The organism is Paenibacillus sp. FSL H8-0280 (assembly GCF_045040665.1).
GTDB lineage: Bacteria > Bacillota > Bacilli > Paenibacillales > Paenibacillaceae > Paenibacillus > Paenibacillus xylanexedens_A.
This window is the reverse complement of sequence record NZ_CP150296.1, coordinates 5748071-5763368: the sequence shown is the minus strand read 5'-3', so window position 1 is coordinate 5763368 and position 15298 is coordinate 5748071. Positions and strand designations below refer to the sequence as shown.

General features: G+C 45.9%; 19 protein-coding genes and 1 other annotated feature. Of the genes, 10 read left to right on the top strand and 9 right to left on the bottom strand.

All coding sequences use genetic code 11. From position 1 onward, the window contains the following. Positions 1-217 precede the first annotated feature (217 nt). Together lipA and MHI12_RS25095 are read left to right on the top strand one after the other, a co-directional pair. On the top strand, positions 218-1117 hold the full coding sequence (lipA, locus tag MHI12_RS25100) for a lipoyl synthase (protein ID WP_405170636.1): 900 nt from the start codon (positions 218-220) through the stop codon (positions 1115-1117). 14 nt (positions 1118-1131) lie between these two features. Further along, positions 1132-1551, top strand: coding sequence for a YutD family protein (locus tag MHI12_RS25095; protein ID WP_245838390.1), 420 nt, complete (start codon positions 1132-1134; stop codon positions 1549-1551). Between the two features lie 28 nt (positions 1552-1579). On the opposite strand, the gene MHI12_RS25090 is transcribed toward MHI12_RS25095, so the two are convergent. Together MHI12_RS25090 and ylbJ are read right to left on the bottom strand one after the other, a co-directional pair. Then, positions 1580-2383, bottom strand: coding sequence for an NAD kinase (locus tag MHI12_RS25090; protein WP_036673293.1), 804 nt, complete (start codon positions 2381-2383; stop codon positions 1580-1582). Between the two features lie 104 nt (positions 2384-2487). Continuing rightward, positions 2488-3741 carry a sporulation integral membrane protein YlbJ gene (ylbJ, locus tag MHI12_RS25085; RefSeq protein WP_405170635.1) on the bottom strand — a complete coding sequence of 418 codons (1254 nt, stop codon included), beginning with the start codon at positions 3739-3741 and terminating at the stop codon, positions 2488-2490. 152 nt (positions 3742-3893) lie between these two features. Here ylbJ and MHI12_RS25080 point away from each other — a divergent pair, with 152 nt between their 5' ends. The 3 genes from MHI12_RS25080 (at position 3894) to MHI12_RS25070 (ending at position 5455) form a co-directional block, all read left to right on the top strand. Then, entirely contained in the window at positions 3894-4058 is a 165-nt protein-coding gene (locus MHI12_RS25080; protein WP_155984997.1) for a hypothetical protein, read from the top strand. 244 nt (positions 4059-4302) lie between these two features. Further along, positions 4303-4680: a globin gene (locus MHI12_RS25075; RefSeq protein ID WP_036605723.1), complete on the top strand. Its 378-nt coding sequence runs from the start codon at positions 4303-4305 to the stop codon at positions 4678-4680. Positions 4681-4723: 43 nt separating this feature from the next. Next, positions 4724-5455 carry a DUF2225 domain-containing protein gene (locus MHI12_RS25070; protein WP_036605724.1) on the top strand — a complete coding sequence of 244 codons (732 nt, stop codon included), beginning with the start codon at positions 4724-4726 and terminating at the stop codon, positions 5453-5455. Between the two features lie 12 nt (positions 5456-5467). On the opposite strand, the gene MHI12_RS25065 is transcribed toward MHI12_RS25070, so the two are convergent. Both MHI12_RS25065 and MHI12_RS25060 read right to left on the bottom strand, forming a co-directional pair. Further along, the gene (locus MHI12_RS25065; RefSeq protein ID WP_017692378.1) at positions 5468-5701 is read right to left on the bottom strand and encodes a hypothetical protein; all 234 of its coding nucleotides are present in this window, start codon (positions 5699-5701) and stop codon (positions 5468-5470) included. Beyond that, positions 5698-5868, bottom strand: a complete 171-nt coding sequence (locus MHI12_RS25060; protein WP_017692379.1) for a YycC family protein — start codon at positions 5866-5868, stop codon at positions 5698-5700. Before MHI12_RS25060 ends, MHI12_RS25065 begins: the two co-directional genes overlap by 4 nt. Positions 5869-6207: 339 nt before the next feature. On the opposite strand from MHI12_RS25060, the gene MHI12_RS25055 reads away from it, so the two are divergent. Continuing rightward, positions 6208-8007 carry a M3 family oligoendopeptidase gene (locus tag MHI12_RS25055; RefSeq protein ID WP_405170634.1) on the top strand — a complete coding sequence of 600 codons (1800 nt, stop codon included), beginning with the start codon at positions 6208-6210 and terminating at the stop codon, positions 8005-8007. Positions 8008-8295: 288 nt separating this feature from the next. Then, positions 8296-8706 carry an O-methyltransferase gene (locus tag MHI12_RS25050; protein ID WP_405170633.1) on the top strand — a complete coding sequence of 137 codons (411 nt, stop codon included), beginning with the start codon at positions 8296-8298 and terminating at the stop codon, positions 8704-8706. Between the two features lie 86 nt (positions 8707-8792). Here the strand turns inward: MHI12_RS25050 and MHI12_RS25045 are convergent, their stop codons facing one another. Both MHI12_RS25045 and MHI12_RS25040 read right to left on the bottom strand, forming a co-directional pair. Further along, the gene (locus MHI12_RS25045; protein WP_047841310.1) at positions 8793-9026 is read right to left on the bottom strand and encodes an alpha/beta-type small acid-soluble spore protein; all 234 of its coding nucleotides are present in this window, start codon (positions 9024-9026) and stop codon (positions 8793-8795) included. Positions 9027-9231: 205 nt separating this feature from the next. Then, a complete protein-coding gene (locus MHI12_RS25040; protein WP_036673298.1) occupies positions 9232-10206 on the bottom strand; it encodes an aldose 1-epimerase in 975 nt (324 codons plus the stop codon). Positions 10207-10451: 245 nt separating this feature from the next. After that, positions 10452-10719, top strand: a binding site (T-box leader). Between the two features lie 73 nt (positions 10720-10792). Here MHI12_RS25040 and trpS point away from each other — a divergent pair. Next, on the top strand, positions 10793-11785 hold the full coding sequence (gene trpS, locus MHI12_RS25035) for a tryptophan--tRNA ligase (protein WP_036605729.1): 993 nt from the start codon (positions 10793-10795) through the stop codon (positions 11783-11785). 114 nt (positions 11786-11899) lie between these two features. Here trpS and MHI12_RS25030 read toward each other — a convergent pair whose 3' ends face one another. Next, a complete protein-coding gene (locus MHI12_RS25030) occupies positions 11900-12100 on the bottom strand; it encodes a hypothetical protein (RefSeq protein WP_017692385.1) in 201 nt (66 codons plus the stop codon). A 120-nt stretch (positions 12101-12220) separates the two neighbouring features. Between MHI12_RS25030 and MHI12_RS25025 the strand changes: the two genes are divergently transcribed. Further along, complete coding sequence (locus tag MHI12_RS25025; RefSeq protein WP_017692386.1) at positions 12221-12439, top strand: alpha/beta-type small acid-soluble spore protein; 219 nt, start codon at positions 12221-12223, stop codon at positions 12437-12439. Positions 12440-12555: 116 nt separating this feature from the next. Here MHI12_RS25025 and MHI12_RS25020 read toward each other — a convergent pair whose 3' ends face one another. Next, positions 12556-13536: a metal-dependent hydrolase gene (locus MHI12_RS25020; RefSeq protein ID WP_036605731.1), complete on the bottom strand. Its 981-nt coding sequence runs from the start codon at positions 13534-13536 to the stop codon at positions 12556-12558. A gap of 424 nt (positions 13537-13960) precedes the next feature. Here MHI12_RS25020 and MHI12_RS25015 point away from each other — a divergent pair, with 424 nt between their 5' ends. Further along, positions 13961-14572 carry an SCO family protein gene (locus MHI12_RS25015; protein WP_405170632.1) on the top strand — a complete coding sequence of 204 codons (612 nt, stop codon included), beginning with the start codon at positions 13961-13963 and terminating at the stop codon, positions 14570-14572. A gap of 75 nt (positions 14573-14647) precedes the next feature. On the opposite strand, the gene MHI12_RS25010 is transcribed toward MHI12_RS25015, so the two are convergent. Continuing rightward, positions 14648-14995 (bottom strand): toprim domain-containing protein, encoded by a 348-nt coding sequence (locus MHI12_RS25010; protein WP_036605733.1) that lies wholly within the window; start codon positions 14993-14995, stop codon positions 14648-14650. Between the last annotated feature and the right edge of the window lie 303 nt (positions 14996-15298).

The window sequence follows — 15298 nt, the reverse complement described above, 5'->3', positions numbered from 1 at the left end:
AATGATACAAGGTACCCGATGAACCAAGCTAAAGGTTAGCGTTCTTCAAAAGTTCTCATTTTATCCATGTAAGCTCTTGGGGGGAATCGAATTATACAAATTGTCCATATCGGGCATGAATGCACAAGATGTGACAAATGGGGGTTTTTCCAGCGCTTTCATGGTATAATATGTTCCGAGCAACAGCCTAACTTCAGTTAGAAAGAAGGTTTATGTATTGGCAAAACGTGTTAAAGAACCGAAGCCGGATTGGATTCGGATCAAATTGACAACCGGCGATAACTATCAGGAAATGAAAACGATGATGCGTTCCAAAACGCTGCATACGGTATGTGAGGAAGCGCGATGTCCGAATATTTATGAATGCTGGGCCAATCGAACGGCCACTTTTATGATTTTGGGCGATATTTGCACAAGGGCATGCCGTTTTTGCGCGGTGAATACAGGCTTGCCAACGGAGCTTGATTTGCAGGAACCAGAACGTGTGGCGGAAGCAGCAGAGCAGATGAATCTGCAACACTGCGTAATTACAAGTGTAGCCCGTGATGACCTGAAGGATGGGGGAGCTACGATTTTTGCAGAGACCGTGAAGGCCGTACGGCGTCGCCTGCCATTGTGCAGCGTTGAAGTTCTCATTCCAGACTTTCTGGGTGATCGGGAATCTTTGCAGATTGTAATGGATGCCAAACCGGACATTCTGAATCACAATATTGAGACGGTTGAGCGGTTGTCAGACAAAGTGCGTGCCAAGGCAAAATATAAACGTTCACTGGAATTGCTTGCTCGTGCCAAAGAAATGCAACCTAACATCCCTACGAAATCAAGCATTATGCTTGGATTAGGTGAGGAATATAATGAAATTTTATCAACAATGGATGATCTTCGTGCGGTGAACTGTGATATTATGACGATTGGTCAATATCTGCAGCCATCGGAGAAACATCTGTATGTTGAAAAGTATTATCCGCCAGAGGAGTTCGCTGCATTGAAACAGGAAGGATTAAAACGTGGGTTCAGCCACGTCGAATCCGGCCCGATGGTACGCAGCTCCTACCATGCGCATGAACAGGTGAAATCGGCTACCAAACATGCTGAACAGGCGGCAACACACGCGTGATGGAGGATACCGGATTGGAAGAAGAAAAAATCACAGAACAGATTCAGGACCAACTTCAGGAGCAGATCGAGGAGCCGGTTCAGGAATCAGTTGTTGAATCGGTTGAAGAAAAGCCCAAAGAACCGGTCATTGTACAAATCGGCGGCAAAAATTATGAAATCGTCCAGAACCACAAAGAAGGCTGGAATCCAGAGGTTTTCCGTGATCGTTACAGTGAAGTGCTGGAGCGTTATGATTATATTATCGGGGACTGGGGTTATAGCCAGTTAAGGTTAAAAGGTTTTTACCGTGATAACCATCCAAAAGCGACAAAGGATTCCACAATCGCCAGTATGGTGGATTATATCAATGAATATTGTAACTTTGGCTGTGCGTACTTTGTGCTTCAGAAGAGCAAGGATCAGCCTCAAGCCAAAGCAAAAAGCGGTTCCTGAGAAGGACCGCTTTTTTGGTGTGTTTATTTTAGTCAAGAAATGCCGTGCGAACCCGGTTCCAGAATGGATAAGGGCGGAAACGTGCGAAACTGACCTTGTGACTGGATACTTGACAACGGACGGAGATCAGATCCTCCACCATCACGTTCACATGATCAATCGTCATCAATAACCGCTGATCCTTGCGGGAGAAAATATCACAATGATGATGCTTGGGCAAAATAACCGGTGAACCAAGTGTACGATAGACCCGGTTATTAATCGATGCAATCTCCGCAATCTGAATCGCCTCGATGGTCGGATGGACCATGGCACCGCCAAGGGCCTTGTTGTATGCCGTGCTGCCTGATGGCGTGGATACACAGATGCCATCCCCACGGAACATCTCAAATGTCACATCGTTAATATCGACCTGGGCTACGACTGTACCGTCTACACCTTTTAACGTAAATTCATTAAGGGCGATGTAAGAGGAATTCCCTGACTTTTTCCGAATCTCAAGCTCCAGTAGCGGGTATTGTACAATGCGTGGTTTGAGACGCTCCGGATCTCCTTTGCCACTCATCAGCCTGACTAACTCCCGTAATTCTTCCTTCTTCCAATCGGCGTAAAAGCCGAGATGGCCTGTATGAACCCCAACAAAAGCAATATCCGGAATACGGTCGATGAAATTGTGAAATGCCTGTAGCATCGTACCATCGCCCCCGATGGAGATAACAATCTCCGGCGATTCTGCATCCAGCTTGAACCCTTCTTCCTTCGCCAGCGCATGAAACTGCTGACTGAGATCAATCGATAACTGGTCTCCGCGGTCTTGAACATAGTATCTCAAGATGAAAGCTCCTTTGTGGTCATTATACTACCGATGATAATCAATTCCGCGGAAGAACACAACGTTTGGGCGCATATTCAGTTAAATATAGATGAATCGTCCACTTATTTTTTGGCATGTCGTCTAGGCTTGAGAATGGAACTTAATATAGCAAGGAATAACAACAACACGATGAGGCTTACAAAAACAATCATTCCGGACAAGAAAATCAGTCCCCAGTCCGGTGTATACGTTGATAACGATGGGATGAAACCGGGCTCCATGAGAACGGGTGAAGAGGAACGCCCCATCAGGGGTGTCCATAACAGCAGGACCAGCACAGGTGCGATTAGCGCATGAATTGCTCTGGCAAATAGAAATGGACCGTATCTCATGGGTGTGTTGCTAAGAACACTCATAATCTGTGCATGGACCGATAATCCGCCCCAGGAGAGAACAAAGGCTGCTGCTGCCACTTTATAGACGAGGGGGATGGATGCCCCGGCACTCCCGGCCTCTTTGTTCCCCAGCGTTACTTCAAACAGCCCACCGACCAAGCTAGGAGATAAAGATGGAGGCAGTCCGCTATGTCGTAACAATTGCTCGGTTATGCCGTATAATCCGCCAAGCCAACCGGTCTGGACAAGCAGCTCCATCATGACCGAGAAGAATACAACCAGCCCTCCTACGATAATAATAAGGCGAAGGGATGAGGAGACTGCCTGGCGCAGCAGTTCACCGAATGCCCGTCCGTCAGCCTTTCTTGCTTCATGCATCGCATAGATGGCCCGGACCAGTCTGTTTCTAGGTATCTCCTCCGATGGAGATCCAGAAGAACTGTCTGGGTGTGAGTCTTTTGCTGTACCCCCGTGAAAACGCATGAGCATACCCACCAGAAAAGCTGCAGCGTAATGACTCGCAACCAATACTGGAGCAATGGCGACATTATGAAAGAAGCCAACCGATACCGCTCCAATCATGAAGATCGGATCGGATGATGTAGTGAAGGCAACGAGCCGTTCTCCTTCTTCCCGGGTAACCAGCTTTTGTTCCCATAACTGCGCGGTCAGTTTCGCCCCTGTAGGATAACCGGATGCACAGCTCACGGCAAATACAAAACCACCGCTTCCGGGAACACGAAACAATGGACGCATCAGTGGATTCAGCAAGGTACCTAGAAAATGAACAATGCCAAAGCCGAGCAGCAGCTCGGATAGCACCAAAAAAGGAAAAAGGGAGGGAAACAATACGTCCCACCAGATGGACAGTCCGCGTACACCTGCATGCCAGGTTTCCGCTGGATACAAGACCATTAACACACAAAGGATCAGGAGAGCGAGTGTGACCAGGACATGGGTGAGTCGTTGTGAAGCAGCCATGAATTCTTCTCCTTTATATTTGGAATGGTCGGTGTGCGGAAGTCTGTGATGTTATTGCCATCAATATATGAAAAAAAGTGGACAAACAGTACAAAATTATACGTAGAAAGCGCTTGCAAAAGTGGCTGTGTTTTTGAGTGATGTGTGCTAAAATGAGAAAAACGCCTGAACGTCACCTAATTGTCTCCAAGGTGGAATTCAATTCGGATGGAGTGATGATCATGAGTCTTGTCACCGGAATCCTGGTCTGTGCTTTTGTATATGTGATACGTGCCTCGCTGGTACGCTCTGAGGAAGAGGACTGGCGGAGTTATTAATGAAATATCTAGTGCGCCAACCCAAGCGGTTGGCGCTTTTTTTGTGTTATGTTTCGAATAAGGTCCTATATACAGATAGCAGGTTACATGTCCTGATGATTTCATGTTATATAGGACTTTTTGGTTTTTTTTGATAGAATGGAGATAAAGGCTTTTGTGGCCTGGATATTGTTACTGTTTTCACAATGTTCACGGAACGTGTAATATATGGCAAAATTCGACATCAGAAAGGGGAATCAGACGAATGAATCCCAGTTTGAGTATTTATGACAATCTTGGCGGTGAGAAAGGTGTTCGCGCACTGGTCGAGGCTTTCTATCCGATCGTTCAACAGAATGAGCAGCTGGCTCCGCTTTTCCCGGAAGATATTCAGCCGGTCATCGACAAGCAGTATATGTTTTTGTCTCAATTTTTTGGAGGACCAGGGCTGTTTTCCGAGGCGTTTGGACATCCGATGATGCGTGCCCGTCATATGCATTTTGAAGTGACGGTTGAACGGGCTGAGGCTTGGCTTGCATGTATGGATCAAGCCTTAACACAGATTGGTGTGGAGGAGCCCTTGCATTCGTTTATCCTGCAGCGTTTATCCGGGCCTGCACATCATTTTGTGAATACACCGTAGATCCGAATATGATTACAAGCGTACGGGAGAGGGATGGAAGAGATTGGAATTAGAGCCGCTGTATAAGGTGAAAGTGACCTGCCATTATTGCGAAACCGAGTATGAAACCTCACGGGTAAGACCAAGTTTGAAAAGGCCCTACCGGACGGATTCGGATTTTTGTGCGTACTACAAGCTGGAGAATCCAGACTTTTATGTGGTTCGCATCTGTCCGCAGTGCGGGTTTGCCACGACGGAGAACGCAACGGAGCATTTAAATGATGCTCAGCGCAAGGCTTTTAAGGAACAGATCGGTAACCGCTGGGTTAAACGTGATTATAGCGGAGCACGAACACTGGAACAGGCGCTGGCTACGTACAAGCTTGCCTTGCTGTGCGCACAGGTTATCCGGGAGAAAGATCGTGTCGTTGCTGGTCTGTTGCATCATATAGCTTGGTTGTATCGTTATATGGAGGACCATGCACAGGAACATCGTTTTCTTGAATTTAGCCTGGAAGCCTATGTGAAGGTGTTCGAACGTGAAGGAACGGGTGGCAATGAAGCCAAGCTGTTGTATTTGCTCGGGGAATTGAACCGCAGGGTAGGACGGTTTAATGAAGCAGTGCAATGGTTCAGCAAGGTCATTCATGACAAGCGGATCACAGATGCGGCCATGATTCGTGCTTCAAGGGAACAGTGGGCCGTGCTGCGTGAGCAGATGATTTCAAGTAAGTTGGAACTCCCTGAAGAGATGCTGGAAACAGACAAAGAGGCTGCGAAGCGCAGCCCCCTCTAGGTTGATCTTACATTAGTTACGGACAGGACGGCTGGATAACAAATAGTCACTGTCGTTGTCGATCACGGTCATGCTTGTATTACAGCAGGGAAAGACCAGTAATTTCTTTTTGCCTTCGCGAATGAGCACAAGCTCTTTGGGTTTGAGGGGGAGCAGCACGTTGCTTGCATGACAGTAGGGACATTGCTGTACATAGATGTCTCCCATCACAATATCGTAAGGCCAGCTGTTCTCAAACGGAATCATTCTTGTTCGCCTTCTGGTGCGGAAGGTTTGGAGGCTTCTTGTTTGGCGAGTTCCGCAATCTTCTGCATCAGGATATGTTGGGGCATGTGCATCAGGTGCTCCAAAGGTACGCCCAGGGATTCTGCTAATTTGACGGCTGTATCAGCCGATACTTGTAAAGGTTTCATACGTTTACCTCCTGAAAGTTACTATGAATACATGTTCAAAAAGTCTGGTTTTCAGTACCGAGAAGATGGAATGAAGCTAGAAATGGAGTAGCGGAGCGTAGGCAAACTACGTGAGCAACTACATTGTTTCCAAAGGAAACAACCTTCGTAAGCATCCGCTTATTTCGGCTGAATTTCATATTCGATGCTGATGATGCCGTTAGGCATGATTCGTAATCAAAAGTGGACTTTTTGAACAACCTCTGTAGCTATTTCTCTAGTATAGAGATATGGCACGCATAAAACCAGTTTTTAATTCAATCCTAACCATCCAATTTATAGAGAGAGGTGCCTTATTAAATGAAAACGCCATTACACCCCGTATGGGATCTGGAGTCCATTTTTAGTGGAGGTTCTTCCTCCGAGACATTCGCTGCGTATCTGATTGAACTGGAAGAGGATGTACGTAAACTGCAACATCTGTTGAACGAAACACCTGCACCGATTTCATTACAAGAGACGGCTGCATTTGATCCGATTTTGGAACTGCTGCAAAGCTGCTATATCCGCGTATCGGAAGGTTCTGCGTTTGTTTCCTGCCTCTCATCACAAAACCAGAAGGACAAGAAGGCAACGCAGCTTCAGGGAGCCATCAGTTCCCTTGCTGCGATGCTGAACGGCAGTAAGTCGAAGTTCGATAATACACTTAGTCAGACATCGGATTCGGTGTGGGACGCGTGGATTGCTCGGGAAGATATTCAGCCGCTGGCATTTGCATTGAACGAGAGTCGCACGCTGGCTCGTGAGAAGCTGTCGCCGGAACTGGAAGGTCTTGCCCTGGATCTGGGTGTGGATGGGTACCATGGTTGGGGCAAATTCTATAATACGATTGTCAGCAAGGTGAACATTCCTTTTGAGCAAGATGGAGAAACGGTAATGCTGTCCGCAGGACAGGCTGCCAACAAGCTGAGTGATAGTGATCGGAATGTACGGGAGACGGTATTTGCAAACTGGGAGCAGGCTTGGACCGATGTCGAAGATTTCTGTGCAGACACGCTGAACCACCTCGCAGGATTCCGACTGAAGTTGTATGAGAAACGTGGCTGGGATGATATCCTCAAAGAACCTCTGGCCATCAACCGGATGTCACGTCAGACACTGGATACAATGTGGAATGTGATTAACGGGGCGAAGCCTGCGCTTGTTCAATATCTGGAGCGCAAGGCAGAACTGCTGGGGGTAGATAAGCTCAGCTGGAGCGATGTTGATGCACCTGTAGGCCAATCAAGTGGCAAGATCACTTACGATGAGGCAGCAATGACTATTGTTGAACAGTTTGCCAAGTTCAGTCCTAAACTTTCTTCGTTTGCAGAGATGGCTTTTGAGAAACGCTGGATCGAAGCAGAAGACCGTCCTGGCAAGCGCCCAGGAGGATTCTGTACGTCTTTGCCACTTAGCAAAGCAACCCGGATTTTCATGACCTTCTCCGGGACGCCGTCCAATGTGTCGACTCTTGCGCATGAACTTGGTCATGGATATCATCAACACATTATGGAAGAGTTACCCGCATTGAATCAGCGCTATGCGATGAATGTGGCCGAGACAGCTTCCACGTTTGCTGAACTGATTGTAGCAGATGCCCTGGTACAGGCAGCAACAGATGAGCAAGAGAAGCTGGCGTTGTTGGAAGACAAGATACAGCGAAGTGTGGCATTCTTTATGAATATCCATGCCCGGTTCCTGTTTGAGAATCGTTTCTATGAGCAACGCAAAAAAGGCCTGGTCAACGCGGATGAGTTATCCAAATTAATGGTGGAGGCACAGCAGGAAGCGTTCTGTGGTGTGCTTGCAACAGATCATCCGCATTTCTGGGCATCCAAACTACATTTCTACCTGACAGGTGTTCCATTCTATAACTTCCCATACACGTTCGGTTATATGTTTAGTGCAGGAATCTATGCGAGAGCACAGCAAGAAGGTACAGCATTTGCAGATAAATATGATGACTTGTTGCGGGATACAGGACGTATGACGGTCGAAGAACTGGCCCAGAAACATTTGGGTACGGACCTGACACAACCGGATTTCTGGCAAAATGCTGCGGACTTGGTTATTGCCGATATTGAGCAGTTTCTGCAGATGACAGCAACCGAAAAATAGGTTGAACATAATAGGTTGAATATATATGAAAAGGCTGCAATTCCGTGTTAACAGACACAGGATTGCAGCCTTTTTTTGTACAGAATCCTCATTTTTGATTCTCGAAGATTTTGTCGTAAATAAGTGAAAAAGCTCAGTTTAAGGGAGTGGAATGGCAATTAATTGTGCAAATCATAGTTAGAAATACCCAACTTTGCCGTTCTTTGTTGAATGAGCACATATGATGTCATATAATGAGTCGTAAGTCCTTGCTGTATAGGACTATAAGCATATAAGGAGAGTGTTAATATGAAAATTGATGAGCTTTCATTAGCGAGACAGTTGGATCTGGTATTCAAAGAACTTGATCATGAGTTATCAGGGTTAGATTCAGGGGTAGTTTTTGTGCAAATACGAAACAACGTAATTGGGAAATTCGGTATTCGACATAATCCGATAGCTGGACGAGATGGGCAGATGGCTGTGGAGGAAGGGGGGCTAAACGAAACCCAGAGAACTTCTTTCCGGGCAATGGCACTGGAGACGTTGAAATTCAAACGTAATTGGACACATGGCGAAATATCGTACGACTTCACAGTAAGACAAGGTATGATTTTGGTAGATGCAACGATGGAGTCTAATTACAATATGGCGAGCTTGATGATTCGTTACCCTAGAACCAATACATACAAGGATTCAGATATGGAGTCGACCTCATAATTAGTTGCACAAGAGAAAGCGGCACTTCCGAAGAAGGCCGCTTTTTGCTTTTGGATTCTGCTTAGGCTCAAGCAATAATTACGAGCTTACGAACGACCCGATAATTGCTGCTCAGCGATTTGCACCAGACGTTTAGTGATGTATCCACCCAGAGAACCTGTCTCACGGGAAGTATAGTTACCGTAGTAACCATCTTGTGGAATAGTTACACCCAGCTCTTGAGCAGCTTCAATTTTCAATTGTTGCAATGCTGCTGTTGCTTGGGGAACGACCAGGTTGTTGGAGCGGCTACCGCTACCTTGGTTTTGACTTCCGTACATATGTGTCACCTCCTTATGGGTTGGTGATGTTAGTATGGTTAGAGAATACGGAAATATACATGATATGGCGTAAGGGAAAATATGGATAAATATCCGTGCACAGGACACATAAAAAAGCCGACCCAATGCGGGTCGGCAAGTTGTATTTGGATATCAAAATATAGGGTGATATGCGTAAAAGCAAAATAGAGCATGATCAGCTCGCTTAGTCTGTAGGAGGTATAACCTCAATACGTGTAAATAACTCAACAGGCTGTTCCGGTTCCAAGCGAATCAACCCGGTTTGTTCATCCGATAAAGCCAAATTAGGTGCATCCGGGAGCCAAGTGTACGGTTCAATGCACAAGAACTGATCGGATTCACCTTTGGTAAAGAGAACCCAATGTTTGAAAAATGCTTCATCTGCTGAATATTTCAATGTATATCCATCTTGTCTGCGTAAGTAAGCCGTAGCCGGTTCACCTTCGGTAGCTTTCAACAGGGTATCCCAGTTACGTCCCTGCAAATTGATGCCTTCGTTCAGAGCAGACCATTCACCCAGGGACTCCAGTTCACCTGTCGGTAGTTGTTCTTCATTCTGTCCGTATATTCCGGAAACAGGCAATTGCAGTGTCCAGTCGGCAGGTTTGCCGTCTAACAAAAACCATGTATGATATCCCATCCCAAAAGGAGCAGGCGTTGAGCTCAGATTGGTGACTCGAAGACGCTGGCTAAATACAGCGTTTTGCAGACTGAACGTCATCTCAAGTTTTAGGGGAATCGGGAATTGGGCCATCCAATGCTCTTCATTTTCGGTCAGTAATTCAGTCGTAATTGCACAGCCGTCTTCATCTTCCTCAATGTCACTGACACACCAGGATTGGGTACGGTGGAGACCGTGAATATGGTTGTCATTCGCCGTGTTCTGATCAAACTGGTAACGAACGCCTTCATATTCGAATTGTCCACGATGAATGCGCCCTGGTGGAATCAGGAGAGGAACGCCAAAATGGTACGGCTTCTGCAGATAAAAGGCAAGATCGTCTTCATCCGGACGGCGGACGACATCTCTGTCCTGCACTAAATCGCGAATAGAAATAATATTATTTCCAAGACGCGGCAGCAGGGTGATTTCCAATTCACGGCTATGTAGGATATACGTGTCGTAACCATTCCATTGGCCTTTGGTCACTTGTTTCATATCGATGCTCCTTTTCCCACTTGAAATCTGTCTGCAAGCAGTTGTGATGAAGCTACTGCTGCAGGCGTATCGTTGTGTACATGCCAGCGATTTCCTGCGCTATTTCGTGTGAAGCAGGCAACAGGATAAGCAATTCCATCATAACAGATTTTGATGTCTCGGGTAAAAAAGTTCAACTCATTTTGACATTCACGCCTGTGCGCATTAAGATGGAACTCTAAAAGCATTTATTAGAATTGAATGACTTGAAATCGATGACAGGGATAAGTAGGCCAAGAGAATCCTCTTCAGAAAGCCGGTGGTTGATGTGAACCGGTGTGAGCTCTTTACCGAATGGACCCTTGAGTGTAGGTTTGAACAGGTTAAGCCAGAGATGGGCTTGCCCCACTAGAGTCTGCCGTATAATCCACGTTACGGAACAATGAAGGCATTTCTTCGGCTTGACTTGATACAGGGTCAGGAGCAATCGAAGAAAAGCGAATAAGGGTGGCACCACGGTCTCACGTCCCTTGCGGATGTGGGGCCTTTTTGCGTTCGCAGAGAATGGCAGGAGTTTTTTTATACAATCAGGGAGGCGTTATGTGCAATGAAAACAGTACTTTCAGGTATTCAGCCAAGCGGTAAGCTCACATTGGGCAACTATATTGGTGCAATCAAAAATTTTGTAAAACTCCAGCATGACTACCAATGTCATTTCATGGTGGTTGATCTTCATGCCATCACCGTGGCTCAGGAGCCAGCAGCATTGCGCGAACAGTCGGAAGCGGTAGCTGCGCTGTTTATTGCAGCAGGTATTGATCCTTCGAAATCTAACGTATTTCTGCAATCCCATGTACCGCAGCACGCGGAATTGGGCTGGTTGATGACAACGCTGACCTCCATGGGTGAGCTTGAACGCATGACTCAGTTTAAGGATAAATCATCCGGTAAAGATTCCGTTGGTGCCGGACTGTTTGTGTATCCATCATTAATGGCGGCTGATATTTTGTTATACAATGCTGACCTTGTACCAGTAGGTGAGGATCAGAAGCAGCATCTGGAACTGACACGTGATCTGGCAGGACGTTTTAACCACCGTTATGGGGAGTACTTCACCATTCCAGATCCGTATATTCCACAGGTGGGTGCACGGGTAATGTCCCTTGATGATGCCTCTTCGAAAATGAGCAAAAGTAACCCTAACGCTGGCAGCTATATTGCCCTGCTGGATCCGCCGGATGTGATTCGCAAAAAAATCAGCCGTGCCACTACAGATTCGGGACGTGAAGTCGTATATGATCCGGCAAACAAACCGGAAGTCAGCAATCTGATGAGTATTTATGCTGAATGTGCAGGTATGACGCTTAAGGAAGTAGCTGAGCGTTATGAAGGCAAGATGTACGGTCCATTCAAGAAGGAACTGGCTGAAGTGGTTGTATCTGTGATTGAACCGCTCCAACAACGATATAATGAGATTCGTGAGTCTGGCGAATTGGCCGATGTTCTGGATACGTCAGCCCGCCGTGCAGAAGAAGTTGCTGCTCAAACGTTGGATGCAGTGAAAGAACGTATGGGATTTGTTCCGAGACGTAAACAGTAGTCCTGAACAAACTATTCATTTCATGCAATGAATAGTTAACACAAATAAAGAGGAGCCCTATTGAAGGACTCCTCTTTATTCATGCGTTCATTATTGAACTATCAAATGACCTGCTCAAGAAGTGGGCTCTGAAGCAGCCGAGCGAACTTCCTGACGTTCTTTTTTGGCGCGAATCACAAATCCCCAGCCAATGTTGGCAATGGACAGGACAAACAGTAGTGCAGCAAACCAACCGGAGTAGGAGATCATAATTGCTGAAACCGTTAACAAGATAATCGAAGAGAATGCGAACCATAAAGACAAACCTTTACTCATTGGGAAAAACCTCCATCTACAAATTTAGTAAAACTCCGTATAACCTGTAGCCTACGAGCCATAATAATCTTGCAAGCTTGCAATTACATTACAGACACAGATTGAAGGGAGATTATAAATATGGCTCAAGGATCTCGTTCTAACAACTTGGTGGTACCTCAGGCAAATTCAGCACTGCAACAATTGAAAATCGAGGCTGCACAGGAACTGGGTGTAACTATCCCACAAGACGGTTACTATGGTAACTACACTTCCCGTGAAACAGGATCTTTGGGTGGATATATCACCAAACGTCTGGTACAAATCGCTGAGCAGTCTCTGGCTGGGTCTGGCAAATAATTTATTTTAACCAACAGCAACAAAACAGGATAAACAGAAAGCCCGGAGCGGAAACGCTCCGGGCTTTCTCGCGTATCAGTTCCTATGTCTGATTGTGCCTTGCCATGCTCACTTCGTCAAGGGCGTGCAGATAAAAGTTTTTTATCCATTTTCTCATCGCTTAACCAGCCTACATACGTATCAATCGTTTCAAAATTCCGATCCATCACAATCACAGCGACAAATGGATATTGTTTCCGGTGTCGATAACGTACATCTGCCCAACGGACCTTGTAACCGGCAGGCAGTTCTTCAACCTCTGCCACCGCATAGGAGGTGAAATAGAGGAAGGCACTGACTTCCGGTGATTTGCGTGAAGCAGCAACGGCCGCATGAGTAGAAGACGAGGCGTGCAGACTCCATACCAGATTAGAACCATCCATTTTACCGATCACATAACTGCCGTCCTCAACCCGTTTAACCACATGCCAGCGGTTCCAAGATATCGTTGGAATAACGATGTATCTTGCCTGCTCTGGGCTGTTGTCGAGACGTCTAACTTTTCTGACCGCTTGTGCACGAGCAATCGTTCGCCATATATAATATAAACCGGTCAAACTATACAACGTAACGAAGAGTGGTGCAGGGGCGATCAGATCAAAGGCCCATAACAGGATAGCTATGACATGTGTAGTGAATAGAAACGGATCAAAAATATGAATGATGTTCCAGGCGATCCAGCGTTCCGTAAAAGGCCGGGCGGCTTGGGTTCCATAGGTGTTGAACAGATCGGTGAATACGTGAAAGCCTACGGCCACAGCGGTCCAGGTGGCAACGTGTCCAATAGGGACACCAGGGAATATCAGTGCAATGACGCCGGTGATGAGCAAAACCCATAACAGGAGAAATGGCAGAGAGTGTGACAAGCCCCGATGATTCCGAATGTAAAGCGAATTGCTTTTGAGACGTAACGCAGTATCAATGTCAGGGGCCTGGGAACCGGCGATCGTGCCAACCATTACCGCAGCTGCAAGCATGGGACTCGCCGCGACGACAGGATCGACATAAGCCAGACCGGCTAGACCAATCCCCATGACAAAATGTGTAGAGGTATCCATAAACGTCTCCTTTGTGTGGTATATCGTTCTAAGGCATATTACTTCTCTATCTAGGTGATACCCATATATAGTGTATAATATCCGTTTGTCAGGATGCAAAACATCCCTAATTTCAAAGTTATGACAATTTCCTGTGCCATACCCAATAAATGTACGTAGTTTGTCAAACTATTTTGGCATTTCCTATGATAAACTTTATATCGGACACTGAGAGAAATTGCGTCAGAGAATACGCGGCCGGTTATGTTACATAAATATTTATGGGCATTATTCCTTTAAACCGTTACAATAATATAGAATCTCATAAAAAGTAGGTTTCTTTGAATACATATGTCACAGTAGATGGATAAAGCGAAACGAACGTGATTTTGGATTCACATATGTATGCGTATTCATAAGAGGAGATACAGAAGGGACGAGGAAGATGCTGAAAAAGTACAAATGGACATGGATGCTGCTCGGGCTTGCACTGATTATGGCTGTGTATCTGATGTGGGGCACTGTATTTGCCAGTAAGGAAAAATTACCCGAGATTCGTGAAATCCAATCCTTTTCTATGGAAAATGTAGATGGCAGTACAGTATCACTGGAGGATACTCAAGGGAAAGTCCGATTGTTCTACTTTTATTTCACCAGTTGTCCGGATGTCTGCCCTATTACGACCTTTACGTTATCCCAGGTGCAGGATCTGTTGAAAGAGGACGACATCTTTGGTAAAGATGTCTCATTTGTATCTATTTCATTCGACCCGAAAGTCGATACAAGAGAAAAGATTAAGACGTTTGCGGACCGCTTCCACGCGGATTATTCCGGATGGTACTTCTTGCGAGGGGATATGGACAAAACCAAACAGTTGGCCAGGGAATCATTCCAGATCCTGATCGATGGGGAGAGTAAGGATGATTTTGCCCATATGAACATGATTGGTCTGGTGGATGAGAACAACCAGCTGCGCAAGGTGTATAACGCATTTAATACAGAGGACGTTGTGCCAGCTGTCATTGCCGAGGATATTCGCAATCTGATTAAGGAATAATTATCTGATCATCATACTGTAAAGGCTGCCTTCTGGTTGGATATCAACCCAAAGGCAGCCTTTTGGTATTTCATTTTAATAGGAAGGATGTTCAGGGTATTGGATGTATGTCTCTAACCCGGCTTTCTCCAGCTGGGCAATGATATACTCATCAGGTGTTCCTTCCACACCCGCATATCCTCGTCGTGTATACATCTGTACTGCATCCGGGAAAGCATCCCGAAGTACACCTCTAATTTTTTTGCCGGAACTGTCATTATCCATAAATAAAAAGACTTCATCGTAACCGACTTGCTTGCGCAGGGTCTCCAACTTGAGGGAATTAAGTGTTCCAAACGTACATAGAATGTTGATTTCGGGTCCAACCAGACGTTTCAGTTTGCTTCGGTCATTCTTACCTTCCACAATGACATGAATAGGCATGATATTCACCTCTTGTTCGAGAGCTTATGTCGACATTCCCCGGGAAATGTTGCAGCGAAAATCGACTGATTATATAAAATGGACTCCTTTCTTTACACGTTTGCTAACTGGAGAGAACAACCCATCAAGACAATTCTCTGAAATCTTATCTCATGTGCATCATTAGGTCAGTAATAGCTGGCAGTGGCCGTTCCGGTTACGGATCGTTCTTCCGATCGCTGTTGTCTCCATATATTTCTGATTTACTTTTATAAAGTTAATATTTGGAGACAAAGGCGAACGCTACCGCTTCTTCAAAATCGA

Bases quoted from the DNA above. Each gene is read 5' to 3' on its own strand.
- ylbJ (WP_405170635.1), bottom strand. From the start codon at position 3,741: ATGGCTGCTTCACAACGACTCACCCATGTCCTGGTCACACTCGCTCTC.
- MHI12_RS25080 (WP_155984997.1), top strand. From the start codon at position 3,894: ATGAGAAAAACGCCTGAACGTCACCTAATTGTCTCCAAGGTGGAATTC.
- MHI12_RS25075 (WP_036605723.1), top strand. From the start codon at position 4,303: ATGAATCCCAGTTTGAGTATTTATGACAATCTTGGCGGTGAGAAAGGT.
- MHI12_RS25065 (WP_017692378.1), bottom strand. From the start codon at position 5,701: ATGATTCCGTTTGAGAACAGCTGGCCTTACGATATTGTGATGGGAGAC.
- MHI12_RS25060 (WP_017692379.1), bottom strand. From the start codon at position 5,868: ATGAAACCTTTACAAGTATCGGCTGATACAGCCGTCAAATTAGCAGAA.
- MHI12_RS25055 (WP_405170634.1), top strand. From the start codon at position 6,208: ATGAAAACGCCATTACACCCCGTATGGGATCTGGAGTCCATTTTTAGT.
- MHI12_RS25050 (WP_405170633.1), top strand. From the start codon at position 8,296: ATGAAAATTGATGAGCTTTCATTAGCGAGACAGTTGGATCTGGTATTC.
- MHI12_RS25045 (WP_047841310.1), bottom strand. From the start codon at position 9,026: ATGTACGGAAGTCAAAACCAAGGTAGCGGTAGCCGCTCCAACAACCTG.
- MHI12_RS25040 (WP_036673298.1), bottom strand. From the start codon at position 10,206: ATGAAACAAGTGACCAAAGGCCAATGGAATGGTTACGACACGTATATC.
- trpS (WP_036605729.1), top strand. From the start codon at position 10,793: ATGAAAACAGTACTTTCAGGTATTCAGCCAAGCGGTAAGCTCACATTG.
- MHI12_RS25030 (WP_017692385.1), bottom strand. From the start codon at position 12,100: ATGAGTAAAGGTTTGTCTTTATGGTTCGCATTCTCTTCGATTATCTTG.
- MHI12_RS25025 (WP_017692386.1), top strand. From the start codon at position 12,221: ATGGCTCAAGGATCTCGTTCTAACAACTTGGTGGTACCTCAGGCAAAT.
- MHI12_RS25020 (WP_036605731.1), bottom strand. From the start codon at position 13,536: ATGGATACCTCTACACATTTTGTCATGGGGATTGGTCTAGCCGGTCTG.
- MHI12_RS25015 (WP_405170632.1), top strand. From the start codon at position 13,961: ATGCTGAAAAAGTACAAATGGACATGGATGCTGCTCGGGCTTGCACTG.
- MHI12_RS25010 (WP_036605733.1), bottom strand. From the start codon at position 14,995: ATGCCTATTCATGTCATTGTGGAAGGTAAGAATGACCGAAGCAAACTG.